This is a genomic window from Streptomyces sp. NPDC097129 (assembly GCF_055668065.1).
Genome location: NZ_JBVOQE010000006.1, coordinates 172963 through 197773, shown reverse-complemented (window position 1 = coordinate 197773; position 24811 = coordinate 172963). Strand labels below are relative to the sequence as shown.

The following is a 24811-nucleotide window of genomic DNA, read 5'->3' as shown; positions in this document are numbered from 1 at the left end:
GCCGCAGGCCGACCCCGCCGCTCGCCAAGGACGCACGAGGTACACCCAAGAGCGTCGTGATCGTGAGCAACCACGGACGCATCGAGTTCTGATCCCCCACGCTGACGTTCATGGAACTGGACAGCACTCGCCCCCTCTGGCGCCAGATCGCAGCGGAGATCACCCGACGTATCAAGGACAGCACGTACCCTCCGGGCAGCCGGGTGCCGTCGACCCTGGAGATCGCCCAGGAGTTCGGCGTGGTGAACGCGACGGCAGCGAAGGCCATGCGCCTCCTACGGGAACAGGGCTGGACACGCGGCGAGGTCGGCCTCGGCACGTACGTCTCCGACTCCCTGCCCCGGCCCCCTCGGCGTAGAGCCTTGGGGACCTTGCTCCCTCCCCCAAGGACACGCATCCGCTACCCTGTCATGTGCCAGCCGGACATCCGGCGGGCGCCGCCTTCGTAGCTCAGGGGATAGAGCACCGCTCTCCTAAAGCGGGTGTCGCAGGTTCGAATCCTGCCGGGGGCACCAGTGCGGAGGCCCCGGACCGATCTTGGTCCGGGGCCTTTGACATCTACTTCTGACATCAACGCGGGCGATCACCCACGAGCGGGGCGTCTTCCTGAGCATCTGGGCCATGCGGCTCATGGCCTCGCTGGCCGAGGACCCCCATCACGCCACGGTGCGGCCGATGATCTCTCCCTGACGGAGGCACAGGGCCCCAAGGATGGCTGGCTCCTGGCAATTCACCCCGCCGACGACGGCACCTGAGAGCTGCCAGGCGGCGTGGTCGAACTCGATGAAACCCCCGAGGCCGACGTAGGCCGCGAGGTCCTTCTGGGAGCCAGGGATCCTGGGCGAAGTGGACGAGCTGACCGGCGTCTACAAGAACACCACCCGAGGCATCGTGGCCCTGGTCTTCCGCTGCAAGCCACCGGGCGGCGCCGGGCGCACATCGGACAAGTCCACAGGCGTCGAGTGGTTCACACCCGACGAGTGCGAGTTCATCGAGCGCACGGCAACGGCCTTCCCGATCAGGCTCCTGGACGCCCTGAACGGCTACGGCCTCCACCCGGAGCCACGACGGGAACCGCCTCATCCCCAGCGGGATAAGACTTTCTCTACTTCATCAAGGCGGCTCGCCCTGCTCGCCGCGCGCAGGCCCGGCCCCCGGCCGGGCCTGCGCTCCTGTCTCCGCCCCGCTCCAGCCCGGCCGGCGCCCGTGCCGCGCGCACAGCAATCAGCCGCATGAGGTCAGAGAAGGGGTTCGTCGTGGCTGGGGCGGTCGGCTCCGCGATTTTAGGCAGCCCCTTTGGCGCGAGCCTCGAAGATCATGGCCCCAACGTCGTGCTTTACCGGGCAGGTCCACAGACTGCCCGACGCGCCGGAAGCTTACGGGTCCATGATCACACTCGCGCCAAAGCAGCTCCCTCCCAAAATCCCTCCACCGACCGCTCGTATGGCGTCGCACAGAGCTGGGAACCATCCCCCTCAACTGCCACGGACAAACAGCCTGGTAGCAGATTCCGACAGAACGAAGGAACAAGGGGTAAAACATGGAATTCTGGCGAAACAGACACTTCCCGTGGGGTATCGCCGTTGCCACAATCGCCACCATCGCGCTGACCCCATTAGCCCTCAAGGGTCTCTCATTTCTCGGAGAAGACTGGCAATCACTCAGTAACGTCGGACAAGCCTACGGATTCCTCTCCGTGATCTTCTCGGGTGCAGCACTGATCGGGGTTGCAGTATCTCTCGCCTATCAAGCCCACCAGACCGACATATCCAATGAGGAAGAGCGGCGTGCTGCGCACCGTGAACTGGCGCTTATGTCGATCAATGATCCTGAGCTTCTCGTTTGCTGGGCACCATCACAGAGCCCACTCCCTTTGACTCTAGCAAGGCAACTCCACTTCACGCATTTGATCGTTACGCAATACTACTCCGACTATTTGCTTAAGCGTGTGAACGACGACGCAACACGCGTCCAGCTTGAGTTGCACTTCCGGGGCGAGCGGGCGCGAGATCATTGGGTTGATCGTTCCGTAGGCTGGCGCGAGTTTGCAGAGGCGACAGGGGATGCGCGGCAGATTCGATTTGTCGACCTGATGGACGAGGCATACGAAAATGCTGCGGCTGCCGGACCGCCGATAGCGGCCTCCTCTTATTTCGTCCCTGATCTGGGATAATAATCCCGTCTAGATCTTTGATGACGTTGTACAGCAGCGGAGTGCAGCAACCGGCAGCGCCCCACACCGGCTCTCAGAAGCGTCATGGCAGCTGTATGACCTTCAATGACCGATCTCTGTAGAGCTATGGATCGGACGGCCTCTGACATCCGCGGCTGACATCAACGACGCCGGACGGAGGCGTACACCAGCGTTTCCGTCCGGCCGCCGAACCAGTCGATGGCAGCAGCAGAAATGGTCTCGGATCGAACTCCTTGAAGCGGATGTCACTGGTTCGAACCCTTCCGGGGGCACAGACTGACTGGCCGCCTCAGTGGGGTTTCCTCCAGGACCGGGCCATCGGAGGGTTTCGGGAACCGCCCCGCACTCCCCCAAGATCACGCCACCGAGCCATCCCCCACAGCCACGTCACAGCCGCCGCCAAGCGCCCCCCGTTCCCCCTCCCCCGCGGCGTACCGTTGAGGTACCGAGGGTTTGCGTACTCCGGCTGCCTTTGTCGGGGTGTCCTCGGCGAGGGATGAGATTCCGGGCCGTTTGCAGTGATCGGCGCGGAGACGGGTCCGCAGCATGTGCGTCATGGTCGTAGCGACTCCACGCAGGCTCATGCCGGCTGTGGCCGCGCCGCGCCTTCGCTTCGGGGAGGCGTGATGATCCTTCCTCGGCTGGACATCCGTCGGCGGAACCGGGGGGAGCGGACGCTCGTCACGCTCGCCGGTGACATCGGGCCGGCCACGACACCGTTGCTGCGGGCCGCGCTGGAGCAGTGTCTGCTGGACGGCGTCACCGTGATCGACATCGACCTGGCCACGGTCGGCTCCTGCGACACCAGGGGCCTGGACGTCATCCTGTCGGCGTCTCAGCGCGCCGGCCGGGTGCACGCCTGCCTGCGGCTGCACCACCCGTGCCCGCAGATCACCCGGCTCCTCGCCGCCACCGGGTCCGCTTCTCTGCTCCTTGAGGCTCCCGGGGGTCCCGTGCCGTCCGCCGGGCCCGGTGATCGCACGGGGACCGCGACGCGGGCGGTGGCCGAAGGCTCCGCCGGCCGGCCGGATCAGCCTGTTCTCAAGGACGGGATCCGCCTTCGCCGGCTGACCCGCTGGCAGGCCGAGGGGATGCGCGAGGACATCGCGGACCTGGCCGCGGCGTCCGTCGCGGGTACTCCGGGCGAGGCGTACCGCGGCCGTGGAGATCTGCTGCGCCGCTTGGCGGTCAGTGCCCACCGTCCCGGCTTCGCGCTGCTGGTCGCCGAGACGACGGTACTGGTCGGTTGCTCCTTCGGCTTTCCGGTGGATCCGGACGACTCCGGTCGCCGGGCGTTCGACGGAACGCTCCAGGAGAGCGTCCAACGGCTCACCTCCCGAGCACGGTTCGTCTTCCTCACCCAGGTCGTGTCCCGTCCGCACGCGCAGCACCGCGACATCGCCCGCCGTCTGCAACAGCGTCTGCTCACCGACCTGCACTCCTCCCTCGGCGTCGCCCTGCTGCACCCCGCCGACCGGGCCGCACAGGCTGCCTTCTCGTCCTGGGGCTGGCAGAACATGGGAGAGGTCATCGGGCTGCCCGGACCTGTCGCCCCCTGCGTCCTGATCCTGCCGGTCGAAGGGGCACCCCCGGCGGAGCGGCGCTGATACGGCAGAGCGGCGCTGATCCGGCGGAGCGGGCAGAGAGGGATGCGGAGCGGGCGGAGAGGGATCAAGTGCCGTGCCGTCCCGCGCGGCCGGGGGTAGCCTGGCACATACCGAGATATTTCGGGCGCACGACCACGGCGGCGCCGTTCCCGGTGAGTCCGCGTCCTGGGTCCTGGACACGGGCAGCCGGAAAACCGCCCGGGACGGGATCACACGATGAACGCCATCACCAAGCCCGCCGAAGGTACGACCCCAGGGGACGGACACACCTACCGGATGCCCCTGCCCCGGCTGCGCCTCACGCCGGACGTCAGCCACGGCCCGCTGGACGGAGCGTGGTGGCCGCGCTGCGACGCGCTGGAACTGGAGCTGCCCGCGCTGGTCGCTTCACTGGATCCGGGCATCGGCAACGTCACCCACGTCACCGTGGGGACGGCCGCCTGGCCCGATGCCCCGCACAGGGTGATGGCGCCCGGCCATGTGATCGAGGTGGCCCTGACCGACGTCGACGCCGAGGCGCATGCCATCACGGTGGACTGCGACACCGTGGGTCAGTGGAAACTGCTGGTGATCCCGCCGGACGAACCGGCCGGAGCGGCTGCCGGGCTGCTGATCGCCGCCGCCGGCTCCGGGAACTCGCTGTCGGCTCCGCACCTGCTGGCACTCGTCGAGAGCGGCCTCGACGGGCAGGCCACGTGGGAGTCGGAAGGAGGGCCTGGGCTCAGGTGAGAGGCACCCTGCGGTCGGGCCCACCTGACCACCGGCCGAGCCGAGCGCCGGCACTCCCTCGGCGGAGTGACGACGCCGGCAGCCCCTCGTCGTCCCGTCCCACCGCCCCGATCGGCTCGGATCAGGGCAGGTGCGGGGATGACGGCTGAGCGCCGCGACCAGGACACCGACCGCTCCGAGAGCTTCGGCGAATCCCTGCTGGGCGAGATCCTCGATCGCGCGCACGAGCTGCCGCCCCACCTCATCGGGCCCCTGGTCTCCGACGTAGTGGAACGGCTCGGGGGCCGCCGGCCGCAGGTGCTGCTCCAGGACTACGGCCAGTTGCTGCTCGTACCGCTGCCCGGCCACGGCCTCACGGGCGGCGAACCGCACGTGATCGACGACTCCTCGGCCGGCCGCTGTTTTCTCGACGCTCAGACCATCGAACTGCTCGAGGACGACGGACGCAGGATCCACCTGCCGCTGCTCGACGGCGGTGACCAGGTCGGCGTCATGGCGGTGACCCTGGACAGCATCGACGACCACGACCGCCGCCTGCTGCTCAGGGTCGCCGGGCTGGTGGCCGACCTGCTGGTGACCAAGCACGGCTACTCCGACCAGTTCTTCCGTGTCCGGCGCGGCGAGTCGATGAGCGTCGCCGCGGAGATCCAGTGGTCCCTGCTGCCGCCGCTGGCGATGATCATGCCGCGGGTCGCCGTGGCCGGGATCCTGGAACCCGCCTACGACGTGGCCGGTGACAGCTTCGACTACGCCCTCAACGGCGACGTCCTGCACGTCGTCATGATCGACGCGATGGGCCACGGACTGGACGCGGCCACGATGGCCACCGTGGCCATCGGCGCCTACCGCCACGCCCGCCGCCTCGGCATCGGGCTGTCGGCGATCTACGACTTCATGGACCGGGCCGTGTCCGGGCAGTTCGGCCCCGAGCACTTCGTCACCGCACAGATGATGCAGCTGGAGACGACGACGGGACGGGTGCAGTGGGTCAACGCCGGGCATCCGCCGCCGCTCCTCATCCGTGACCACCGCGTGGCACAGCGCCTCATCGCCCCGACGACGCTCCCGGTCGGCCTGGGCGGTGCGGAGCCCCGGATCAGCGAACTGCAGCTGGAGCGCGGCGACCGGGTTCTGTACTTCTCCGACGGGCTGGTCGAGGAGCACACCAGCCGTGGGGAGGAGTTCGGGGAGGACCAGCTGATCGACTGCGTGAACCAGCTGGAGAGAACCGGCCGCGGGATCCGGGCGGTGACGCGCGCCCTGTCCCACACGCTCAAACGGGCCAGGGGCGGACACACCACGGACGACGCCACGCTGCTCATGGTGGAGTGGCGCGGCTGACCCCGGCCGGCGGCCCACCTCACCCGCGGCCGACCCGACCCGCGGCCGACCTCACCCGCGGCCCATCCCACCCGCCGCCGACCCCACCGGCCTCACGCGGGCGGGGCGCGGCGCATCAGCCCGACGGCTCGTGTCCACTCCCGGTGTCGACGAGGATCTGTTCCGCCTGGCTGACGTTGTCCGCGCGGACGGCCTGGGCCATCGCGGCGCGGGCGGCGTCCGGGGCCGCGTCCGGCGGTACCACCAGCAGGGAGAAGACGTCCCGGTCGCCCCGGGTGATCAGGACCGTGTCGTCACCGTCCGGGAAGGAGTCGACGTGCACCACCTGGTCGTTCACGACGATCCGCGTCGGGAGCCCTTCCCAGGCCGCGGTGTCCAGTCCCACGCGCGTCACGGGGCCGAGGTGTCCGACGACGGCGCTCAGCAGGGCGGGCAGCTCGGTCCCGATGTCGCGCGAGCGCGGCCACCACGCACCGTCGAGGACGCCTTCGCGCGACTCCGTGGTCTCCAGCCGGAGCAGAGCGCATCCCGGCCGTACGGCCTCGTGGACGCCACTGGGCAGACGCCGGGGAACAGGTGGGGTGTCCGAGCCGGTCATGGGGACCACCCGTCGTCGAGAGCCTGCGCGGAAACGTGGCTCACCTCGCACCTGCCACGCTACTCCTGGTCCCACGCGCCCCGTGGCGTCCCGACTCCTGGTCCCACGCGTCCCGTCGCGCCCCGTCGCAACCCGACTCCTGGTCCCACGCGCCCCGTCGCGTCCCGCAGAGCGGGCCCTCCTGGCCGTTGGGTCCGGGCCGGCCCGTTGGGTCCGGGCCGGGCTGGGGCTATCGTCGGAATCAAGGGGACAGGACGAGGAGGACAGCCGGTGATGCCACAGGACGAGGCCGTGGTCGGCTGCACGGGGACACTGCTCATCGGAACTCGCGGTTCCGCGGGCCCCGGTGAGATTCTGGTACGGATCAGAGGCGGCTCCGAGACCTTCCTCGCATGGTCGGACAACCCCCTGTCGGCGGGCGCCACGGTGCTCGTGATCGAATCGCGTGGATGCCGTGAGGTCGGCGTCATCGAGTGGGTGGATCCATTGGACGCGCTCGGCGAGGACACCGCCGACGCCGACTGAGGAGTACAGGCATGTTCGGATACCGCGTCCCCGCCCCCGACGAGGCGATGTTGATCTCGGGAGGCAGGCGGGGCCTGGGGGGCGCGCCGTTTCGCGTGGTGACGGGGCACGGCAAGTTCGTGCTCCCGGTCTTCCGCAAGGTCCGCTTCCTCACCCTGTCCATGTGCGAGTCCGAGGTCACCGAGACCTGTGTGACCAGGCAGGGCATCGCGCTGCACGTCCGCGCGGTCATCGCCTTCAAGGTGGGCAACGATCACGAGAGCATCATCAACGCGGGTCAGCGGTTCCTCTCCGACCAGGAGCAGATGTCGGTGCTCACCGGCCGCATCTTCGCCGGCCATCTGCGGGCCATCATCGGTTCGATGACGGTCGAGGAGATCGTCACCGAGCGGCAGAAGCTCGCCGCGGAGGTCCTGGACACCTCCAAGACCGAGATGGCGAAGATCGGTCTGACCGTCGACTCCCTTCAGATCCAGTCGATCGACGACGGCGACACCGGCTACATCGACGCGATGTCCGCGCCGCACAAGGCGGCCATCCAGCGGCAGGCCCAGATCGCCCAGGCGCAGGCCACCCAGGCCGCGGCCGAGGCGGAGCAGGCGGCGGCCCGCGCACAGGCCGAGTACTCCCGGCAGACCGCCATCGTCAAGGCCGAGTACTCGGCGGAGGTGGACCGCGCACAGGCGAAGGCCGCGCAGGCGGGACCGCTGGCGCTGGCCGACGCCCAGCAGGAGGTGCTCGCCGCCCAGACGGAACTGGCCCAGCGTCAGGCCCAGTTGCGTCAGCAGCAGCTGGTGGCCGAGATCGTGAAGCCCGCCGAGGCCGAGGCCGAGCGGGTCCGGATTCTCGCGGCCGCCGAGGCGCAGCGGATGAAGATCCAGGCAGAGGCGGCGGCCTCGTACGACCGGGTCGCGCTCGACCGGATGCTGATCGACCAGCTCCCGCAGATCGTCAAGGAGGCCGCCGGCGGCCTCGCGGGCGCCAACGTCAACGTCCTCAACGGCGCGGACGGCCTCGGTGAGATCGCCGCCGGACTGGTGTCCCAGGGCCTGACGATCCTCGACTCGGTCCGCCAGAACCTGAACGGCCAGGACTCCGACGGCAGCCGCCCCGGCGGCCGGCGCCCCGAGGGGAGCGAGGACAACGGCCTGCTCCGACTGGCCGCCGGCAAGGAGCAGAAGCCGAAGGACGGCCGGGTGGACGTCGACTGACGGTACGTCCGCACTCTGGGCGTTCAGAGGTGCTGGGCGCTCAGAGGTGCCGGTCGATCCTCTTCTAAGCTGCTGCGCATGGAACGCGACCTTGAGCAACTCGCCGAAGAAGACGTGGAACTGGTCGAGTTCGCTCGGCGGATCGTGGACGGCAACGGGGACGGCGAGGTGCACACCGTGGGGGCCGCCGTGCGGGATGTGCGGGGGCGGATGTTCGGGGGCATCAACCTCTATCACTTCACCGGCGGGCCCTGTGCCGAGCTCGTGGCGTTGGGGCACGCCCGTGCGGCGGGGGCGCGTGAGCTGGCGGCCATCGTGGCCGTCGGGGACAACGGTCGCGGAGTGCTCGCGCCGTGCGGGCGTGACCGGCAGGTCCTGCTCGACCGTCATCCGGGCATCCGCGTACTGGTGCCCACGGCGGACGGGGTCCGCAGCATCGCCGTGGCGGAACTGCTGCCGCACAGCTATGTGTGGGCGGATCACGCCGTCTCCGGCTCAGCCTCCGCTTCCTCCTCCGAGGCGGGCGGGCCCGCGACGGCGACGCAGTCCCTGTCCTTCCACCGGGACTATCTCGACGCCGTCCGCTCGGGGCGCAAGACGACGACTGTGCGCCTGAGGACTCCGGTCGCGACGGGCCCGGTCGACCTCGTCTTCGAGTTGGACGAGGAGGTGGTGATCCCGGGGGTCGTGACGGCGATCCGTCACAAGAGGGCCGGTGAGCTGACCGTTCAGGACGCCGTCGCCGACGGCTTCCCCGATCTCGCGACGCTGCACGACAGGCTGCGGTACCACTACCCCGACATCCACCCCGACGACGATGTCGCCGTCGTCCACTTCCGCCTGGCCGACGTCTGACCCCCGCACCCCCCTGGCCGACGTCCGACCCCGCACCCCGGGGTCCCACCACCTCCCTCACCCACTTGGCGACCCCCGAGTGCCGCCCGGCTCCGCTGCCGCAAGCATGGAAGCCGCGCAGGCCGTGCCCTGGGAACCCGTGAGCGTGAGGAACGCCGATCATGCCGAAGCAGAGTCGCAGGAGCAGCAGGATCGCGTGGTTGCGGCCGGTCCGGGTGGGCGTGGCCGTCGTACAGCTCAGTGCGCTCGCACTCGCCCTGTCCGGGTGCGGTGACGGGGCCGAGGCCGCCACCGACGCCCCGTCCGCCGGCGCCTCGCTCGCGCCCACTCCGCCGAAGGAGCCGCCGCCTCAGTTGACGCCGGAACGGGTCGAGGCGGCGGTGGGAAAGCTCGACGGGCTCGTGGAGAACGCCATGCGGCAGTCCGGGGTGCCCGGGGTCGCCGTGGGGGTCGTGTACCGGGACAAGGCCGTGTACGAGAAGGGCTTCGGCGTCCGGGAGCTGGGGAAGGGCGGCAAGGTCGACGCGAAGACGGTCTTCCAGCTGGCGTCGCTGTCCAAGCCGCTGGCGTCCACCGTCGTCTCCGGGGCCGTGGGGCGCAAAGTCGTCGGCTGGGACGATCCGGTGGTCAAGCAGGAGCCGGGGTTCGCGCTCAAGAACCCCTATGTGACCGCGAACGTCACGTACGCGGACCTGTTCTCGCACCGCAGCGGGCTGCCCGACCACGCCGGTGATCTGCTGCAGGACCTGGGGTATCAGCGGGACTACATCGAGCGGCACCTGCGGCTGGAGCCGCTCACCGCCTTCCGCTCCACTTACGCCTACACCAACTACGGCCTCACCGCGGCGGGTGAGGCGGTGGCCGCCGCGGCGAAGACCAGCTGGCCGCAGCTCGCGTCCGACACGCTGTTCAAGCCGCTCGGGATGGCTCACACCAGCTACCGGCGCGCCGACTACGACAGGGCCGCCGACAAGGCGTCGGCCCACGTCCTGGTCGACAAGCGGTGGAAGCCTTCCGTCACCGAGAACGCGGACAGTCAGGCGCCCGCGGGCGGGGCCAGCTCGAACATCGACGACCTGTCGCAGTGGATGCGGCTGCAACTGGGCGACGGCGTGTTCGCGGGGAAGAGGCTGATCGACGCGGACGCCCTGGTCCAGACCCGCATTCCGCACTCCGTTCCCAACCCCCCGAGGGCCCCGGCCGGTGCGCCGAGCTTCTACGGCCTCGGCTGGAACGTCGGTTACGACGACGGCGGCGCGCTGCGGCTGAGTCACTCCGGCGCCTTCGAGCTGGGCGCCGCGACCACGGTGACCCTGCTGCCCGGCGAGCAGCTCGGCATCGTCGTACTGACGAACGGGCAGCCCATCGGGGTGCCCGAGGCGGTGGCCTCCGCGTTCGTGGACATCGCGCGGCACGGGAAGCAGACGGTCGACTGGCTGCCCTTCTTCCGCACGGTGGTGGAGGGCGCCGCCTACACCGGCGCCTCCCCCACCGACTACGCCAAGCCGCCGTCGAAGGTCACGGCGGCCAAGGGCGACGACGTCTACACGGGCACCTACGCGAACGGCTACTACGGACCGCTCACCGTGAGCCGTGACGCCAAGGGCAAACTGAGCATGACCCTGGGTCCGCGCAAGATGACGTTCCCCTTGTCGCACTACACCGGTGACACCTTCAGCTACCGGACCCAGGGGGAGAACGCGGTGGGCCTGTCCGGGGTCACCTTCCACGTCGAGTCGGGCAAGGCGACGAGCGTCACCGTCGAGCACCTCGACGCCAACAAGCTGGGCACGTTCACCCGCTGACTTTCACCCGCTGACGCCCCGGCCCGGGTGTTCTAGCGCGGCGGTACCGGGCGGTCGTACACGTGGTCCGGGGTCACGATCCGGGTGATCGCCCGGGCCACCAGGGACGACGGTTCCTGGCCTGCGTGGGTGATGTCCGTGTTGAGGAGCAGGACCATCGTCGCGTCGTGCGGGGGCAGGTAGACCGTCACGCTCTCGTAGCCGGGGATGGAGCCGTTGTGCCCGATCCAGCCGCCGCTGTCGAAGATGCCGAGGCCGTAGCTCGTGCCGGGGTAGCCGGTCGGGAGCATCTTCAGGCGTTCGCGCTGGGTTTCCGGGGTGAGCAGCGTGCCGGTCGCGACGATCTTCGCCCAGCGGCGCAGGTCGTGCAGGGTGGAGATCATCGCGCCGGCCGTCCAGGCCCAGCTGGGGTTCCAGTCGGTGGAGTCCTCGACGGCGCCGCTGAGCGTCTGGTTCGTGTAGCCGTGCGCGTGCGGCTCGGGGAACTCGGGACCGTCGGGGAACAGCGTCTGCAGCAGGCGGGCCGGGCGCAGCACCCGGTTGCGGATGACGCCGGCGGCCCGCTGACCGCTGACCCGCTCGATCACCAGGCCCAGCAGGACGAGGTTGCTGTTGCAGTACTGGAACTGCGTGCCCGGAGCGAAGGTGTTGTCGTGCTTGTAGCCGTACGCCAGCACCTCGCGCGGCGTGAAGAAGCGGTACGGGTCGCTCAGCAGGTCGTGGATGAAGTCCGGGTCGGAGGTGTACGGGAACAGTCCGCTGCGCATCTCGGCGAGGTGGCGCAGGGTGATCCGCTCGCCGTTGGGCACGTCGTCGACGTAGGCGGCGATCGGGTCGTCGAGGTGGATGCGCCGGTCGTCGACGAGCTTGAGGAGCGCGGTGACCGTGAAGGTCTTCGTCTCGCTGCCGATCCGGGTGAAGAAGTCGGTCCGCATCGGCTCGCGGGTGGTGAGGTCGGCGACGCCGGACGGGCGGACGTACGTCCCCTTGCACGGCATCCACAGCCCGACGACCAGCCCGGGGATGCCGGCCTCCCGGCGGGCGTCCTCGACGGCCTTGTCCAGCTGGGCGGTCAGCTCACGGCCGAGGCCGTGCGGGCGGCAGTGGCCGGGGTGGGGGTCGAGGCCGGGGTCGGTGTCGGCGTCGTGAAAGGGGTCGAGGTGGAGGTCGAGGGCGTCGTCGCCCCCGGCGCGTGCGGCGGCGGGCGTGACCGTCAGCGGGGCCAGCGCCGACGCGGCGAGCGCGGTGGTGAACAGGCGTCGGGAGGGGATACGTCGCATGTCGGGGCGCCTTCTCGGGGAGGGGGCTGAGAAGGCAACGGCACCATCGGGCAAGCGCGCTGAGGCTTCCCCGCGCCACCGGTCTTCGCGAGTCCACTCGTTCGGGCCCCCGGGTGTTGCGCGCTGCTGTGCCGGCGTCACCCTCGATCGCTACGATGCGCGCCGGGGTCGCGCCCCAGGAGGGCGCGGAAACGTCTTTGGAGGGGGATCACCGTGTTCGTGCTGTCCATCGTGCTGCTCATAGCGGCCGTCGTGCTCTTTCTCGTCGGTCGCCGCCGCGACGCGACGGGCTTCAGGCTCGGGGCGGCGCTGAGCGCCGTGGCGGGGCTGCTGGCGGGGATCTTCGCCTGCGTCCACGTCGTCAGCGCCTACGAGGTCGGCGTCCCGGTGACCTTCGGGAAGATCGGTACGCCGCTGACGTCCGGCGTCCACTTCAAGTCGCCGTTCACCGACGTCACGTCCTTCTCCACCCGCCCGGTCGACCTCGACCTCAACGGCAAGGACACCGTCGAGGTCCGCTCCTCGCAGGGCGGTGTGCTGTACGCCGACGTCACCATCAAGTGGGCCGTGGTGCCGGCGAAGGCGGTCGCGCTGTACCGGCTGGCGGGCAGCGAGGACGCCGTCGAGCAGCGGCTGGTGCTGCCCGACAGCCGCGAGATCATCCGCAACGTCTTCGCGAAGCACACCAGCGAGGAGGGGTACGCCTCCGCCCGCGAGCAGATCGGCGCGCAGATCGCCGAACTCGTCAAGCAGCGGCTGACGCCGCGCGGGATCGACGTCACCACCGTCAACCTGCGCAATGTGAGGCCGTCGGACAAGCTGCAGGACCAGATCGACAAGAAGATCCAGCAGGAACAGGCCACCGAGCGGGCCACGGAGGCGGCCCGCACGGCGAAGGCGGAGGCGGAGCGCAAGCGGATCGAGGCGGAGGGCACGGCCGCCGCCAACAAGATCATCGAACGGTCGCTGAGCGACAAGGTGCTGTACAACCAGTGCCTGGAGGCCTACAAGGAAGCCGCCAAGGCCAACCCGGTGTACGCGGTCCCCTGCGGCACCGACGCGAACGGCACGCCGGTCATCGTGGACGGCGCCAAGAGGTAACCCACCCCAAGGCAAGGCACGCCCCCGACCGACCGCCGCCCCCGCCCGGGCCGGCGGCCGGCAGCGTGAGCCTCCACCCACACCCGACGCCCCCACGGCATACGCCGAGCCCTCCGGCCGACCCCCGCGCACGCAGGGCCGGGCGTCGCACCGGCGCGCTCGCACCCATGCGAGATCGACCCGATGCGGAACAACTCTCCCCAGACACTTCCTCGTTATGGCAAGACATGCGCCCACCTGTACGTGAACGGGACGCGGCGTGTGAGTCAGTGCCACCACATCACGAAGTGAGCGACGTATGACGGAACATCAGGACACCGGCGCCGGCGAGTCCGCGCGCCGGGCGCGGGTGCGGTGGGTGGGAATCGTTGCGTTCCTTGGGGGGCTGTGCGGGTCACTCGCCTTCTTCGCCTTCTTTCCGGGGTTGCCGCATGTCGTCGACTGGGGGGCGATTCTTGTTTCGCTGGGGGTGGGGGCTCTCACCCGGTGGGGGGCTCAGGCAGGGGTGAAGGGCAGGGGGTGACGGTTTCCGGGGTGGGGCGTCGCGGGTTCTCGGCTCGTCCGTTCGCGCGGGCCAGCAGCAGCGTCGCCGTCAGGGAGGTCAGGGAGAGCAGGGTCATCGCCGTTGCCGGGGCGGTCAGTTGGGCGAGGGTGCCGGCCAGCGTGGCGCTTGCGCCCTGGAGGGTGAGCATGCCTGCCGAGTGCAGGCCGAGGGCGTGGCCGCTCAGGTCGTCGGGGGTGAGCCGCATCAGGCGTTCCTGTTGCAGCAGGCTCGCGCTGAAGCCCGCCGACGCCGTCGTGACCAGCAGCGCCGCCGGCCACAGCGGGGGGTGCAGGGCGAACGCGGCGTAGGGGGCCGCCAGCAGGACGAGCAGGGGGGTGATCAGGCGGGGGCGGAGCGCGGGCGGTACGAAGCGGCCCGCCGCCAGGTCACCGAGCAGCATCCCCAGCGCCGCGCACGCGAACAGCGTGCCCGCCGACTTCGGGGTGTAGGGGACGTACAGGGATTCGCAGCCCACGATCAGGCCGTTCGGGATCCACAGGCCGAGAAACGTCAGGCGGCGGGGGCGCGACCGCCACAGCGTGCCGTTGGTCCGCCAGGTGGTTCGGATCGACGGGCGGCCCGTCGCGCGCGGTGGCCGTGCGGTCAGGCCCCAGCGGGTCGAGGCCGCCGACAGGGCGTACAGCGTCGCCGAGAGCAGCAGCGTGGTCCGCGGGCTCAGGTAGGCGAGGAGGGCGCCGCCCAGGCCGTAGCCCGTGATCTGCATCAGTCCGCTCAGCATCGTGAACACCGAACGGCCCAGCAGATAGCCGTCCTTGCTGAGGATCTGGTTCAGCAGGCCCCAGCGGACTCCGCCGCCGAGCGAGGCCACCAGGCCCTGCGTGAGGATCACCAGGAACACCGCCCAGATCGGCAGCGCGGGGATCGCCAGGACCGCCGTGCCCGCCGCGAACGTCAGGGAGATCGCGGTCAGGGTCCGGCGCGGGGCGAGGCGGTCCGCGCCGGACAGGAGCAGGGTCGCGCCCAGGACCTGGGCCAGGGACGGGCCGAACATGCTCACCGCCGACAGCAGCGGTGAGTCCGTCGCCCGGTACACCAGCGTCGCCAGCGCCAGCCCGCCCGTCGTCTGGGCCGCGGTCAGGGCCGCGCTGGACAGGAAGAGCGGGGTGAACTCGGGGGCGCGGAACAGGTCGCGGTAGCTGCGCATGCCCCACAGGGTGGGAGCAGTCGGGGCACGGCTCGTACTCTTTCGCCCACACGCGAAAGGTCGGTGGGGCATGGGCTGGTGGCAGGTCAACGCGGACACGCTGGCCGGGAGCCGGTTCGTGATCTCGCCGCTCGCCGAGACCTTCGCCTCTCTGAAGCTGCTGCACTCGGCGCACGGGTCCCATCCCGGGGAGCAGGAGTGGCTGCGCGCCCACCTGCCCGCCTACCGCGCCCTGCTGGCCCGCGACCCGGTCACCGCGTCGCTGGTGCGGGCCGGGCTCGGGCGGGAGTGGATCGCCGACTTCCTCACCCCGGTCCCGTACGACGGGGAGGACCTCGCCGGCGCCGTCGCCCGGGTGCGGCAGGTCGGGGGCGTGCAGGCGCGCGCGCATCTGCGGATGTCCCTCGCCGGGGAGCTGCCCGGCGAGCTGCGTCGGGACGATCTGCCGGCGCGGGCCGCGACGCTGCTGGAGTGGGTGTGGGAGGAGACCGTACGGCCGTACTGGGAGCGGCGACGGCGGGTGCTGGAGGCCGATGTGGTCGCGCGGACGGCACAGGTCAGCCGGGGTGGCTGGGCGGCCGTGCTGGACGGGCTGCGGCCGGGGACGCGGTGGCTGGGCGAGAACCGGTTCCAGGTGAACGCGCACGAGTATCCGCCGCGCGAGATCGCCGGCGCGGAGCTGGTGTTCGTGCCGGTCACCCCGGGGACCGGGTGGGTGAGCTGGGAGGACGGGCGGCGCTACGCCGTCGTCTATCCGTGCGCGGGCGCGCTGGCCGGGGACGGCGGGCCGCGGGTGCCACAGGGCCTCGGCGCGCTGCTGGGGGCGGGTCGGGCCGCGGTGCTCGTGCTGCTCGCCTCGCCGATGAGCACGACGCAGCTGGTCGCCGTCACCGGGCAGGGACTCGGATCGGTCGGACGTCATCTGCGGGTGCTGCGGGACGCCGGTCTGGTGCGGCGGCGACGGGCGGGGCAGTCGGTGCTGTACTCGCGGACGGCCGCGGGGGACGCAGTGGCCCAGGCCGCGGGATGCGGCTGACCCGGCCCGGCTAGCATCCGCTCATGACTACTGACGCCTCCTCCCCCCTCGACGTCGAGATCGGCGCGCTCACCGGTGGCTCCGCCGAGCTGAAGAGTTACGCCGGGCAGGTCGTGCTCGTCGTGAACGTCGCCTCCAAGTGCGGCCTGACCCCGCAGTACACCGGCCTGGAGAAGCTGCACGAGCGCTACGCCGGACGCGGCTTCACGGTGCTCGGCGTGCCGTGCAACCAGTTCCTCGGGCAGGAACCGGGCAGCGCCGAGGAGATCGCCGAGTTCTGCTCGGCGACGTACGGCGTGACCTTCCCGATGACCGAGAAGGTCGAGGTCAACGGGGAGGGCCGGCACCCGCTGTACGAGCGCCTGGCCGGTGTCGCGGACGCCGAGGGGCACAGCGGGGACATCCGCTGGAACTTCGAGAAGTTCCTGATCGGGCGGGACGGCCGGGTCGTCGCCCGCTTCTCGCCGCAGACCGAGCCGGAGGCGGCGGCGCTCGTCGGGGCCGTCGAGAAGGCGCTCGGCTAGCCGGTCCGGGTTGACCTTGCCCCTGGGGCAGGGACCAGCGTTCCCGTCACCGGGCCAGACGCGCCCGGTGACGGAGGATGGCGTCGTGGACGACGACCTGCTGACGATCGGCGCGTTCGCCGCGCGGGCCCGGCTCTCGCCGAAGGCCCTGCGGCTGTACGACCGCCTCGGCCTGCTGTGTCCGGCGCGCGTCGACGAGGTCAGTGGCTACCGCTACTACCGCGCCGGTCAGATCGACCGCGCCCGGACGGTGGCGCTGCTGCGGCAGCTGGACATGCCGCTCGCCGTGATCGCCGAGGTGGTCGACGCCGCCGAGCGGGACGGGGGCGCGGCGGCCGACCGGCTCGGCGCGTACTGGGCCGGCGTCGAGGAGCGGATCGCGCGGCAGCGCACGCTCGCCGGGTTCCTCCGTGGACGACTGTCCGGAAGGGGCTTGGAGATGTACGGCACGTTCACAGTGGAGACGGTCGAGGTGCCCGCTCAGGTGGTGCTCACCGAGAAGCGGCACACGCTGGCGGACGAACTGCCCGCGTGGATCGGGGCGTCCATGGGGCGGCTGGAGAGCGCGGCCCGGGAGTGCGGCGGGGTGGTGGCGTCGCCGTTCGTCGTCTACCACGCCGAGGTGTCCATGGAGAGCGACGGTCCCGCCGAGTGCTGCGTGCCCGTCGCCGACGAGGACGCGGCCCGGGCGTGGGCGGCGGCGCGCGGGCGGGCGTGGGAGACGGCGGTGCGGGTCGAGCCGGCCCGCCGGCTGGCGTACACGCGGATCACGAAGGCGCAGGTCGCGCACCCCCAGATCCTCGCCGCCTTCGAAGCGGTGGAGGCGTGGATGAAGGAGCGGGGGCTGGAGTACGACGGCCCGTGCCGGGAGATCTACTTCGCCGACTGGGACGCCGCCGGGCCCGGGGACCCGGTGTGCGATGTGGCCTTCCCCGTGCGGTGACCTTCCGGGTCCGACGGGGAAAGCCGAGCCCTCTCGGCAAGGACGGCGAGCTCGTCGAGAGGGCTCTTCGCGGTGCTCGTGTCGTGGGGGGTGCGTGGGTCTCAGGGACCCTCCCCTCAGGACTTGACCGAGGTGACGAAGACGCTCCACGCCTCGGCCGGGAAGGACAGGGTGGGGCCCTCGGGAACCTTGGAGTCCCGTACGGCCATGGCGGCCACGACCGGCGACTTGATCTCGACGCACGCGCCGTTGCCCGTGGAGTACGAGGACTTGGTCCACGAGTCGGTGGCGCCCTGACGAATTGCCATCTCTGCTCCGTATTGCCTGAGGAAGGTTGTTCGATTCACGCCAACCTTGTTGCTTGCTTGGCGTGATCGACGCTACTCGCCCCCCTCGGGTCCGGAAGTGCCCATTCACTCGTTGGATGGCATATTCCAGAGGAGACTTCCATCCCGGCCGTCGACTGGTGTACCGTGCGGCACTTTCCACGGCCGGGCGCGCGGAAGGCGGTCGTCAGCGGGCGTACTCCTTGGCGATCCGCGAGATGTACTGCAGCGACTGGTCGACGTTGAGCGCCTGCGCCCGCAAGTGCTCGTACATCATGGCGTACTTGTGGACGTCGTTCGGCTTCTCCAGGTAGAGGTCGCTGGTCACGCCCTCGATGTAGACGACGCTGGAGTCCGCGGCGTCCGGGAACTCCAGGATCGCGTACTGGCCGTTGAGGCCCGGGTGGGCGCCCATCTCGAACGGGATGACCTGCACGGTGACGTGCGGCAGCTGGGACTGCTCGACCAGGTACTCCAGTTGGTCGCGCATCACGGACTCGTTGCCGACGACCCTGCGCAGCGCCGCCTCGTCCAGCACCGTCCACAGCCGCAGCGGGTTCTCCGGCGCGGTGATGCGTTCCTGCCGGCGCATGCGCACCTGCACACGCTTCTCGATGTCGGCCTGCGCGGTCTCCGGCAGCGCGCCCGCGATGAGCGCCTCCGCGTACTGCCGGGTCTGCAGCAGACCGGGCACCACCTGCGGGTCGTACACCCTCAGGCTCGCCGCGTCCGTCTCCAGGCCGATGTAGACGCTGTACGGGATGTCGCCGAAGGTGTGCCACCAGCCCTGCTGGCGGGAGTCCTTGGCCATCTGCATCAGCGAGTCGACGACCCGCTGGTCCTCGACCTCGTAGACGCTGCACAGGTCGCGCACGTCGCGCTGGCTGATGCTGCGGCGGCCGTTCTCCAGCCGGCTGATCTTCGACTGGGAGACCAGGAGCCGCTCGGCGACCTCCTCGGCCGTCATGCCCTTGAGCTCGCGGAGCCTGCGCAGCTCCTGGCCCAGCCGGCGCCGCCTGACAGTGGGATTGACATTGGACGCCACGGGACGTGCACCTCCGGCTGTGCCTGTTGCTTGCAACTTTGCGTATCTGCTGTTGAGCAGACTGCCACCAAGGGCCTTCCTACCGCTGCCGAACGGTGGATATGCGGCGAAGACCCGTACGGTGCCTCGCACACGCGTCCGGGTGCGCCTCTGAAGTGCGCGTGCGGGCATGCGTTCGCGCGGGGCGGCGCGGCCGGGCCCTGAAGGGGCATACGGCCGGGCCGCCCCGCGCGCACGCGCGGCTCCCGAACGGGTCCTGGTGGCGCCGGAGGGCGCCGGTGGTGCGGTGCGGTGTCGTGGACCGCGGATCAGTGGGCCACGACGTGCGCCATGCTGCCCCGGTGCGGCTGCACCGGAACCCCGCGAGCGGGTTCCGGCGCCGGCCGGGCGCCTCCGGCCTGCCGGCCGGGGGGCGCACCGCGGCGCGGCTGCGCGGCCACGCCGTTCTGCACGTCCATGACGGCGTGCGCGACCAGCCCGCCCATGGGGTCGTGCCGGATCAGGTCCCGCAACCGGGAACGGGACGAACGGCCCTCGTTGCCCGGGTACAGGTGCTTGCCGAGACCGACCGCGTGGGCCAGGGCGGCGAGCGCCGCGGTCCGCGGGTCCGGCGGCACGCCGGTGCGGATCGCCGAGTCCAGCCGGGCCCTGATCTCCCGGCTGATCTCGTTGTCGGTCGCCTGATAGCGCGTCGTCGGCAGCACTCCGCACATCTGGCCCTCGACGGCATGCACCATGCCGCACCGTTCCAGATGCGAGAGGTAGATCTGGCGGAGCCCGAGACGCGGCCCGCCGATCCAGTGGACCGCCCGTACCGGAGCGCCGCGCCTTCGCAGCAACTCCAACGCGCAGTCCAGTGTTGGATCTCCTGTCGGCCGTGGTACCACCACGGCGATACGATCCCCGTCTGGGGCTATCCGTCCGGCCAGCGCCAGCTCCACTAGCTGTGCTCCGGCCAGACCGAGGTCGAGCGACTGCGGCTGTGCAGTGGTACCCGTGGCCGGGTCCAGTGCCAGCAGCAGAAGCTCCTCCGGAAGTGTTCTGCGGCTCCTGCCCATCCATGCCTCCCCGCGTGGATGAATGACAGGGTGACCCCTCTCACATTGGTCTGTCGAGGGTGCGTGACCTGTTTGTGAGGGAACCGGCAGGTATGTCGTTCTCGTCCTACGCAGGAGTCGGGCCCGCAGACAGGACACTGGTACATGGTTCGGACAGTGCCGTGGGGCGGTGTTCCGGGCGGCGGTCCACGGTTTCGGCAGACGCACGGTGGGCGTGCGGCGGCGTAGGAGGAGGCATCGGTGGCGGGCGAGTCCCCCGACAAGTCGAAGCAGCGCGAGTCGTCGGCAGAACCGACGCCGGGGAGTACGGCGCCGGTTCCCGAGGCCCGGATGGAACGTTCCGCCGACGCGGCCCACGGGGGCGTGGACACGGCGACCCGGGTGCTGTCGGTGCGGGACCTGGCGGAGGACGCCGGGGAGAGCGCGTCCGACGACGGCCCCGAGGACGGGACCGAGGACGGCCCTGAGGGCGGTTCTGAAAGCGGCTCTGAAGGCGGTTCTGAAGGCGGTTCTGAGGGCGGGGCGGACAGCGAAGGGACGCCGGCGGCCGAGGACGGGACCGAGGGCGGGACGGCGGAGAGCGACGGCGCCTCCGACGGTGACGCGCCGCAGGACGAGGCTTCGGACAGCGACGCATCGGACGACGGCACCTCCGGCACGGCCGGCGACGCGGACGACGACGCGGATCGCGGCACGGACGGCGACGCGGCGGGTGCGGAGGGTGACGAGCGGCTGCGCGAGGCCGTGGCGGCCTGGGTGAGGTCGGCGGACTCCGACGGTGAGCCGGCGGAGGCGAAGGGCTCTCAGGAGGCGGAGAAGGCCGCCGAGACCCCGCAGAAGGCCCCCTCCGCGGACGCCGAGGCCCCGGAGAAGGCCGCCGAGGACGAGAAGGCCGACTCCGACTCGCGTACGGCGGACGGGACGGACGCGGCTGCGGACGAGGACGCCCCGGCCAAGGGCGGCGATCAGCCCACCACCATGCTCAAGATCGGTGACGCCTCCGAGGCACGCGCCGGCAAGGGCCCCGTCGACCAGCCGACCACCATGCTGAAGCTCGGCGACGTCAAGCCGAAGCCCGCCGGGAACGCCAAGGACGCCAAGGGCCCCCAGGACGACGCCAAGCCCGACAAGGACGCGAAGCGGCCCGAGGACGCCAAGCCCGCCAAGGACGCGAAGGGTCCCGAGGACGGCAGGCCGGCCGAGTCCGACGCCGAGCGGACCAGCAAGTTCGTCGCGCTGAAGCCGCTCGACGACCCCTCGACCCGTAAGCCCCCGCGCCTGACGCAGCCGCCCGCGAACGAGGCCACGACCGCGCTCCGCCGGGTCACCCCGGACGCGAAGCCGAAGGACGCGGAGCCGAAGGACGCCGAACCCGCGGACGCCAAGCCCGCCGGCGCCAAGCCCGCGGACGCGAAGGCGGCGGACGCCAAGCCCGCGGACGCGAAGACCGCCCCCGCGGACCGGAAGGCGGCGGCCCCCAAGGCGGCCCCCAAGGCCGCCCCCGCCGACGCCACCGCGGCCATCCCCCAGGTCGGCCCCGAGCGCACCACGCAGCAGCCGCTGCCGCCGAAGCCGCCGCTGGATCTGCTGGCCGAGCTGACGAACACCCCGCCGCCTCCGCAGACCCCCCTGCGGACGGTGGTGCGCCGGGTCAAGATCTGGACGCCGCTGGTCATCCTGCTGGTGATCGTCTTTGCGATCGTGCAGGCCGTACGGCCGCTGCCGGCGCCCGCCCTGCAGCTGACCGCCGCGGACAGTCACACCTTCGACGGCGACCAGGTGAACCTGCCGTGGCCCGGCGAGGGACAGGGCCGCATCGACGTGAACGGCATCGGCACGATGGGCCGCTTCGGCCGGCAGACGCCGGTCGCCATCGGCTCGGTCGCCAAGGCGATGACGGCGTACATCGTGCTGAAGGACCACCCGCTGAAGCCCGGTGAGCAGGGTCCGGCCATCACCGTCGACGCCACCGCCGAGAAGGAGGGCGGCTACGACAAGGACGGCGAGTCCACGCTCAACACGGTCAAGGAGAACGACAAGCTCACCGAGCGGCAGGCGCTGTCGGCGATCATGATCCCGTCGGCGAACAACATCGCCCGTCTGCTGGCCCGCTGGGACGCGGGCACCGAGGCCGCGTTCATCAAGAAGATGAACGACACGGCCAAGCAGCTCGGGATGACCGGCACGACGTACACCGACGCCTCGGGGCTGAAGGAGACCACGGTCTCCACCGCCGAGGACCAGGTGAAGCTGGGCAACGAGCTGGTGAAGATCCCGGCGCTGATGGAGATCACCAAGCAGCCGAACTGGGTCGACCCCTCCGGCCACAAGTGGCGCAACTACAACGACCTCGTGCCGTACAACGGGGCCATCGGCCTCAAGACCGGCACGACCAGCGCGGCCGGCGGCAACCTGCTGTTCGCCGCGACCAAGGAGGTCGGCGGGCAGACGGTCACCGTGGTCGGTGCGATCCTCGGCCAGCACAAGGCGCCGATCATCGACACGGTCAACACGGTCAGCAGGACCGCGATGCTCGCCGCCCGGGACGCGCTGACCTCGGTGAAGATCCTCAAGAAGGGCGACGTCGTCGGGTACGTGGACGACCAGCTCGGCGGCCGTACGCCGGTCGTCCTCACCCAGGACGTCACGGCGGTCGGCTGGGCCGGGCTGAAGGTGAGGCTGTCGTTCGCCGCCGACGACGTGCCGCACACGGCGAAGGCCGGCACGAAGGTCGGCACGCTCACCGTGGGTGACGGCTCCAACGGCGCGGTGAAGGTTCCGGTGGCCTTGCAGAAGGATCTGGTCGAGCCGGGCTTCACGGCCAAGCTCACCCGGGTGGGCTGACGTCCGGGCCCGTGCGGGGCGGCGCGCGCCGCCCCGCACGGGCCCGCGCCCGCGTCGCCTCCGCGGCCCGCGCCCGCGTCGTCCTCGCGCCCGCGCACGCCTCCATCGGCGCCCCACGGCAGGGCTGCCCGGCGGGGTGCGTGCTAGCGTCGCGAAACGGACAGGTCGCCGGTCGCGGCCGAGAACAGAAGACGGGAACTGGGAGTGCCGACAGGTGGCCACAGCGGAGCCGACACGCGCCGACGACACCGGTACGGGATCACGTACCGGCCCTCGAATAGCGCTGCCTGAAACAGGCCCTTCCGGCGGCGGCGACGGCCCCCGCGAGCGTTTCCGGTCCGCTTTCCTCGCGCTGCGGGAGCGGATGCTGCGTCACCCGGTGCTGTGGGTCACCGCCCTCGCGGGCGTCCTGCACATCGTCTGGTTCTTCACCTTCGCCAACAGCGGCGGCGACCTCGCGGCGCAGGACGCGTGGGCGGAGTTCGTCGGCCGGCACCCGGACTCGGCGTACAACCTGGCCTGGTACGGCGGCATGCACCCGGTGTCGTACAGCGTGGTGTCGCCGTATCTGATGTCGGTGCTCGGCGTGCGGACGACGATGATGATCGCCGGTACGGTCTCGGCGGGGCTGCTGGCGCTGATCCTGATCCGCAGCCGTGCGGTGCGCAATCCGCTGTGGGCCACGATGGCCGGGGTGTTCGGCCTGCTCTGCAACGCCATCTCGGGGCGGGTCACCTTCGGTCTGGGCATGATGTTCGCGCTCGGCGCGGTCGCGGCGGTCTTCTGCTGGCCGTACCGCTGGCGCCACAAACGCTGGGCGAAGGCGCTGTGCGCGGCGCCGCTGGCCGCGCTCGCCACGATGGCCTCGCCGGTTGCCGGACTGTTCGTCGGTCTGGTGGCGGTCGCGCTGTTCCTGCAGAAGCGGCGGCCGGGTGCGTGGGCGCTGGGGCTTGCCCCGTCGGCGGTGGTGGCGGTCTCCGCGTGGCTGTTCCCGTTCTCCGGCACGCAGCCGATGTCGTTCGGCTCGGCGTCCCTTCCGCTGCTGTTCTCGGCGCTCGTCTACTTCGCCGTCCCGCGCAAGTGGAAGACGGTCCGGGTGACGGCGGCCGTGTACGGGCTCGCGGTGCTGCTGGTGTGGCTGATCAGTTCGCAGATCGGCTCGAACATCACCCGGCTCGCGATGCTGTTCGCGGGGGTGGCGCTGGTGGCGGCACTGCCGTTCACCGTGCCGAAGTCGCGCAAGTGGTACGCGGTGGTGATGGCCTTCGTCGGTTTCGTCGGCTGGATCGGCTACAAGACCGTCGACGACATCATCCACACCGCTCCGGCCGCCTCCTGGTCGCGTGAGCTGGCCCCGCTGGTGAACCAGTTGCAGCAGGTCGGCGCGGAGAAGGGCCGGGTGGAGGTCGTCCCGGCGCGCTCGCACCGCGAGGCGTCCGCGCTCGCGCCGTACGTGAACCTGGCCCGGGGCTGGAACCGCCAGGCCGACATGGAGCGCAACCCGCTCTTCTACGACGACACCCTCAACTCGGCGAACTACCACGAGTGGCTCCAGCGCTGGGCGGTGCACTACGTGGTCGTGCCGAAGGACGAGCCGGACGGCGACGGCGGGCAGCGCGAGCGGGCGCTGGTGCAGCGCGGGCTGCCGTATCTCCAGCAGATCTGGGGCGACACCCAATGGCAGCTGTTCCGGGTCACCGACCCGGCGCCGCTGGCCGAGCCGGACGCGGTCGTGGTGCGCGCGGAGCAGGGCGAGATGACGATCCAGGTGGGCCGGCCGGGCCGGATCCTGGTGCGCATCCCGTACTCGCCGTGGCTGAGCATCGTGGACGCCAAGGGCAAGAGCCTGAAGGCCCCGCAGGAGACGGACGCCTCCAAGCACCGCGCCGAGGGCACGCCGAAGTCGTACGACAACGTCAACGGCTGTCTGATGCAGACGGAGGAGGACGCCGACGGCGACAGGTGGACGGTGCTGCTGGCGCCGAAGGCGGGCACCTACCGGCTGGCGGCGCCCTACCAGCTGCCGCGCGGCACGCCCTGCCCGGACGAGCTGAAGCATGCCGCCGTGCAGACGCCGTAA

General features: G+C 70.8%; 20 protein-coding genes, 1 tRNA gene and 2 pseudogenes. 17 read left to right on the top strand and 6 right to left on the bottom strand.

Annotated features, from left to right (window positions below; translation table 11 throughout):
- Positions 1 to 110 precede the first annotated feature (110 nt).
- The 7 genes and pseudogenes from AC0B9F_RS19375 to AC0B9F_RS19345 form a co-directional block, all read left to right on the top strand.
- A pseudogene (locus AC0B9F_RS19375) lies at positions 111 to 341 on the top strand (GntR family transcriptional regulator); the annotation flags it as partial.
- Between the two features lie 98 nt (positions 342 to 439).
- A tRNA-Arg gene (locus tag AC0B9F_RS19370) sits at positions 440 to 515 on the top strand.
- 243 nt (positions 516 to 758) lie between these two features.
- A pseudogene (locus AC0B9F_RS19365) lies at positions 759 to 1093 on the top strand (NUDIX domain-containing protein); the annotation flags it as partial.
- 447 nt (positions 1094 to 1540) lie between these two features.
- Complete coding sequence (locus tag AC0B9F_RS19360; protein WP_472004139.1) at positions 1541 to 2173, top strand: DUF6082 family protein; 633 nt, start codon at positions 1541 to 1543, stop codon at positions 2171 to 2173.
- Positions 2174 to 2820: 647 nt separating this feature from the next.
- Positions 2821 to 3801, top strand: coding sequence for an STAS domain-containing protein (locus tag AC0B9F_RS19355; RefSeq protein ID WP_472004137.1), 981 nt, complete (start codon positions 2821 to 2823; stop codon positions 3799 to 3801).
- Positions 3802 to 4017: 216 nt separating this feature from the next.
- Complete coding sequence (locus tag AC0B9F_RS19350) at positions 4018 to 4530, top strand: DUF5994 family protein (RefSeq protein WP_472004135.1); 513 nt, start codon at positions 4018 to 4020, stop codon at positions 4528 to 4530.
- A gap of 138 nt (positions 4531 to 4668) precedes the next feature.
- Positions 4669 to 5871: a PP2C family protein-serine/threonine phosphatase gene (locus tag AC0B9F_RS19345; RefSeq protein WP_472004134.1), complete on the top strand. Its 1203-nt coding sequence runs from the start codon at positions 4669 to 4671 to the stop codon at positions 5869 to 5871.
- A 115-nt stretch (positions 5872 to 5986) separates the two neighbouring features.
- On the opposite strand, the gene AC0B9F_RS19340 is transcribed toward AC0B9F_RS19345, so the two are convergent.
- A complete protein-coding gene (locus AC0B9F_RS19340) occupies positions 5987 to 6469 on the bottom strand; it encodes a DUF5994 family protein (protein WP_472004132.1) in 483 nt (160 codons plus the stop codon).
- A gap of 273 nt (positions 6470 to 6742) precedes the next feature.
- Between AC0B9F_RS19340 and AC0B9F_RS19335 the strand changes: the two genes are divergently transcribed.
- The 4 genes from AC0B9F_RS19335 to AC0B9F_RS19320 all read left to right on the top strand — a co-directional run bounded on the left by AC0B9F_RS19335 (position 6743) and on the right by AC0B9F_RS19320 (position 10865).
- Complete coding sequence (locus tag AC0B9F_RS19335; protein ID WP_472004130.1) at positions 6743 to 6994, top strand: hypothetical protein; 252 nt, start codon at positions 6743 to 6745, stop codon at positions 6992 to 6994.
- 11 nt (positions 6995 to 7005) lie between these two features.
- On the top strand, positions 7006 to 8205 hold the full coding sequence (locus AC0B9F_RS19330) for an SPFH domain-containing protein (RefSeq protein ID WP_472004128.1): 1200 nt from the start codon (positions 7006 to 7008) through the stop codon (positions 8203 to 8205).
- Positions 8206 to 8283: 78 nt separating this feature from the next.
- A complete protein-coding gene (locus AC0B9F_RS19325) occupies positions 8284 to 9060 on the top strand; it encodes an ASCH domain-containing protein (RefSeq protein ID WP_472004126.1) in 777 nt (258 codons plus the stop codon).
- Positions 9061 to 9221: 161 nt separating this feature from the next.
- Positions 9222 to 10865: a serine hydrolase gene (locus AC0B9F_RS19320; RefSeq protein ID WP_472004125.1), complete on the top strand. Its 1644-nt coding sequence runs from the start codon at positions 9222 to 9224 to the stop codon at positions 10863 to 10865.
- 32 nt (positions 10866 to 10897) lie between these two features.
- Here AC0B9F_RS19320 and AC0B9F_RS19315 read toward each other — a convergent pair whose 3' ends face one another.
- Positions 10898 to 12145 (bottom strand): serine hydrolase domain-containing protein, encoded by a 1248-nt coding sequence (locus AC0B9F_RS19315; protein ID WP_472004123.1) that lies wholly within the window; start codon positions 12143 to 12145, stop codon positions 10898 to 10900.
- Between the two features lie 213 nt (positions 12146 to 12358).
- Here AC0B9F_RS19315 and AC0B9F_RS19310 point away from each other — a divergent pair, with 213 nt between their 5' ends.
- Complete coding sequence (locus AC0B9F_RS19310; RefSeq protein ID WP_472004121.1) at positions 12359 to 13246, top strand: prohibitin family protein; 888 nt, start codon at positions 12359 to 12361, stop codon at positions 13244 to 13246.
- Positions 13247 to 13725: 479 nt separating this feature from the next.
- Here AC0B9F_RS19310 and AC0B9F_RS19305 read toward each other — a convergent pair whose 3' ends face one another.
- Positions 13726 to 14955, bottom strand: a complete 1230-nt coding sequence (locus AC0B9F_RS19305; RefSeq protein ID WP_472004119.1) for an MFS transporter — start codon at positions 14953 to 14955, stop codon at positions 13726 to 13728.
- A 70-nt stretch (positions 14956 to 15025) separates the two neighbouring features.
- Here AC0B9F_RS19305 and AC0B9F_RS19300 point away from each other — a divergent pair, with 70 nt between their 5' ends.
- The 3 genes from AC0B9F_RS19300 (at position 15026) to AC0B9F_RS19290 (ending at position 17458) form a co-directional block, all read left to right on the top strand.
- The gene (locus AC0B9F_RS19300) at positions 15026 to 15991 is read left to right on the top strand and encodes an ArsR/SmtB family transcription factor (RefSeq protein WP_472004117.1); all 966 of its coding nucleotides are present in this window, start codon (positions 15026 to 15028) and stop codon (positions 15989 to 15991) included.
- 23 nt (positions 15992 to 16014) lie between these two features.
- On the top strand, positions 16015 to 16515 hold the full coding sequence (locus AC0B9F_RS19295; RefSeq protein ID WP_472004115.1) for a glutathione peroxidase: 501 nt from the start codon (positions 16015 to 16017) through the stop codon (positions 16513 to 16515).
- Positions 16516 to 16582: 67 nt separating this feature from the next.
- Positions 16583 to 17458, top strand: a complete 876-nt coding sequence (locus AC0B9F_RS19290) for a MerR family transcriptional regulator (RefSeq protein WP_472004113.1) — start codon at positions 16583 to 16585, stop codon at positions 17456 to 17458.
- A 116-nt stretch (positions 17459 to 17574) separates the two neighbouring features.
- On the opposite strand, the gene AC0B9F_RS19285 is transcribed toward AC0B9F_RS19290, so the two are convergent.
- The 3 genes from AC0B9F_RS19285 to AC0B9F_RS19275 form a co-directional block, all read right to left on the bottom strand.
- Positions 17575 to 17766: a DUF397 domain-containing protein gene (locus tag AC0B9F_RS19285; protein ID WP_472004111.1), complete on the bottom strand. Its 192-nt coding sequence runs from the start codon at positions 17764 to 17766 to the stop codon at positions 17575 to 17577.
- Positions 17767 to 17971: 205 nt separating this feature from the next.
- Complete coding sequence (locus AC0B9F_RS19280) at positions 17972 to 18829, bottom strand: helix-turn-helix domain-containing protein (protein WP_472004109.1); 858 nt, start codon at positions 18827 to 18829, stop codon at positions 17972 to 17974.
- Between the two features lie 308 nt (positions 18830 to 19137).
- On the bottom strand, positions 19138 to 19887 hold the full coding sequence (locus AC0B9F_RS19275; RefSeq protein WP_472004108.1) for a GOLPH3/VPS74 family protein: 750 nt from the start codon (positions 19885 to 19887) through the stop codon (positions 19138 to 19140).
- Between the two features lie 240 nt (positions 19888 to 20127).
- On the opposite strand from AC0B9F_RS19275, the gene AC0B9F_RS19270 reads away from it, so the two are divergent.
- The gene (locus tag AC0B9F_RS19270; protein WP_472004106.1) at positions 20128 to 22731 is read left to right on the top strand and encodes a D-alanyl-D-alanine carboxypeptidase; all 2604 of its coding nucleotides are present in this window, start codon (positions 20128 to 20130) and stop codon (positions 22729 to 22731) included.
- A gap of 214 nt (positions 22732 to 22945) precedes the next feature.
- The gene (locus AC0B9F_RS19265) at positions 22946 to 24811 is read left to right on the top strand and encodes an MFS transporter (RefSeq protein WP_472004105.1); all 1866 of its coding nucleotides are present in this window, start codon (positions 22946 to 22948) and stop codon (positions 24809 to 24811) included.

What these genes read in the sequence shown, in the direction of transcription:
- AC0B9F_RS19360 (WP_472004139.1), top strand. Translation starts at nt 1,541, where the DNA reads ATGGAATTCTGGCGAAACAGACACTTCCCGTGGGGTATCGCCGTTGCC.
- AC0B9F_RS19355 (WP_472004137.1), top strand. Translation starts at nt 2,821, where the DNA reads ATGATCCTTCCTCGGCTGGACATCCGTCGGCGGAACCGGGGGGAGCGG.
- AC0B9F_RS19350 (WP_472004135.1), top strand. Translation starts at nt 4,018, where the DNA reads ATGAACGCCATCACCAAGCCCGCCGAAGGTACGACCCCAGGGGACGGA.
- AC0B9F_RS19345 (WP_472004134.1), top strand. Translation starts at nt 4,669, where the DNA reads ATGACGGCTGAGCGCCGCGACCAGGACACCGACCGCTCCGAGAGCTTC.
- AC0B9F_RS19340 (WP_472004132.1), bottom strand. Translation starts at nt 6,469, where the DNA reads ATGACCGGCTCGGACACCCCACCTGTTCCCCGGCGTCTGCCCAGTGGC.
- AC0B9F_RS19335 (WP_472004130.1), top strand. Translation starts at nt 6,743, where the DNA reads ATGCCACAGGACGAGGCCGTGGTCGGCTGCACGGGGACACTGCTCATC.
- AC0B9F_RS19330 (WP_472004128.1), top strand. Translation starts at nt 7,006, where the DNA reads ATGTTCGGATACCGCGTCCCCGCCCCCGACGAGGCGATGTTGATCTCG.
- AC0B9F_RS19325 (WP_472004126.1), top strand. Translation starts at nt 8,284, where the DNA reads ATGGAACGCGACCTTGAGCAACTCGCCGAAGAAGACGTGGAACTGGTC.
- AC0B9F_RS19320 (WP_472004125.1), top strand. Translation starts at nt 9,222, where the DNA reads ATGCCGAAGCAGAGTCGCAGGAGCAGCAGGATCGCGTGGTTGCGGCCG.
- AC0B9F_RS19315 (WP_472004123.1), bottom strand. Translation starts at nt 12,145, where the DNA reads ATGCGACGTATCCCCTCCCGACGCCTGTTCACCACCGCGCTCGCCGCG.
- AC0B9F_RS19305 (WP_472004119.1), bottom strand. Translation starts at nt 14,955, where the DNA reads ATGCGCAGCTACCGCGACCTGTTCCGCGCCCCCGAGTTCACCCCGCTC.
- AC0B9F_RS19300 (WP_472004117.1), top strand. Translation starts at nt 15,026, where the DNA reads ATGGGCTGGTGGCAGGTCAACGCGGACACGCTGGCCGGGAGCCGGTTC.
- AC0B9F_RS19295 (WP_472004115.1), top strand. Translation starts at nt 16,015, where the DNA reads ATGACTACTGACGCCTCCTCCCCCCTCGACGTCGAGATCGGCGCGCTC.
- AC0B9F_RS19285 (WP_472004111.1), bottom strand. Translation starts at nt 17,766, where the DNA reads ATGGCAATTCGTCAGGGCGCCACCGACTCGTGGACCAAGTCCTCGTAC.
- AC0B9F_RS19275 (WP_472004108.1), bottom strand. Translation starts at nt 19,887, where the DNA reads ATGGGCAGGAGCCGCAGAACACTTCCGGAGGAGCTTCTGCTGCTGGCA.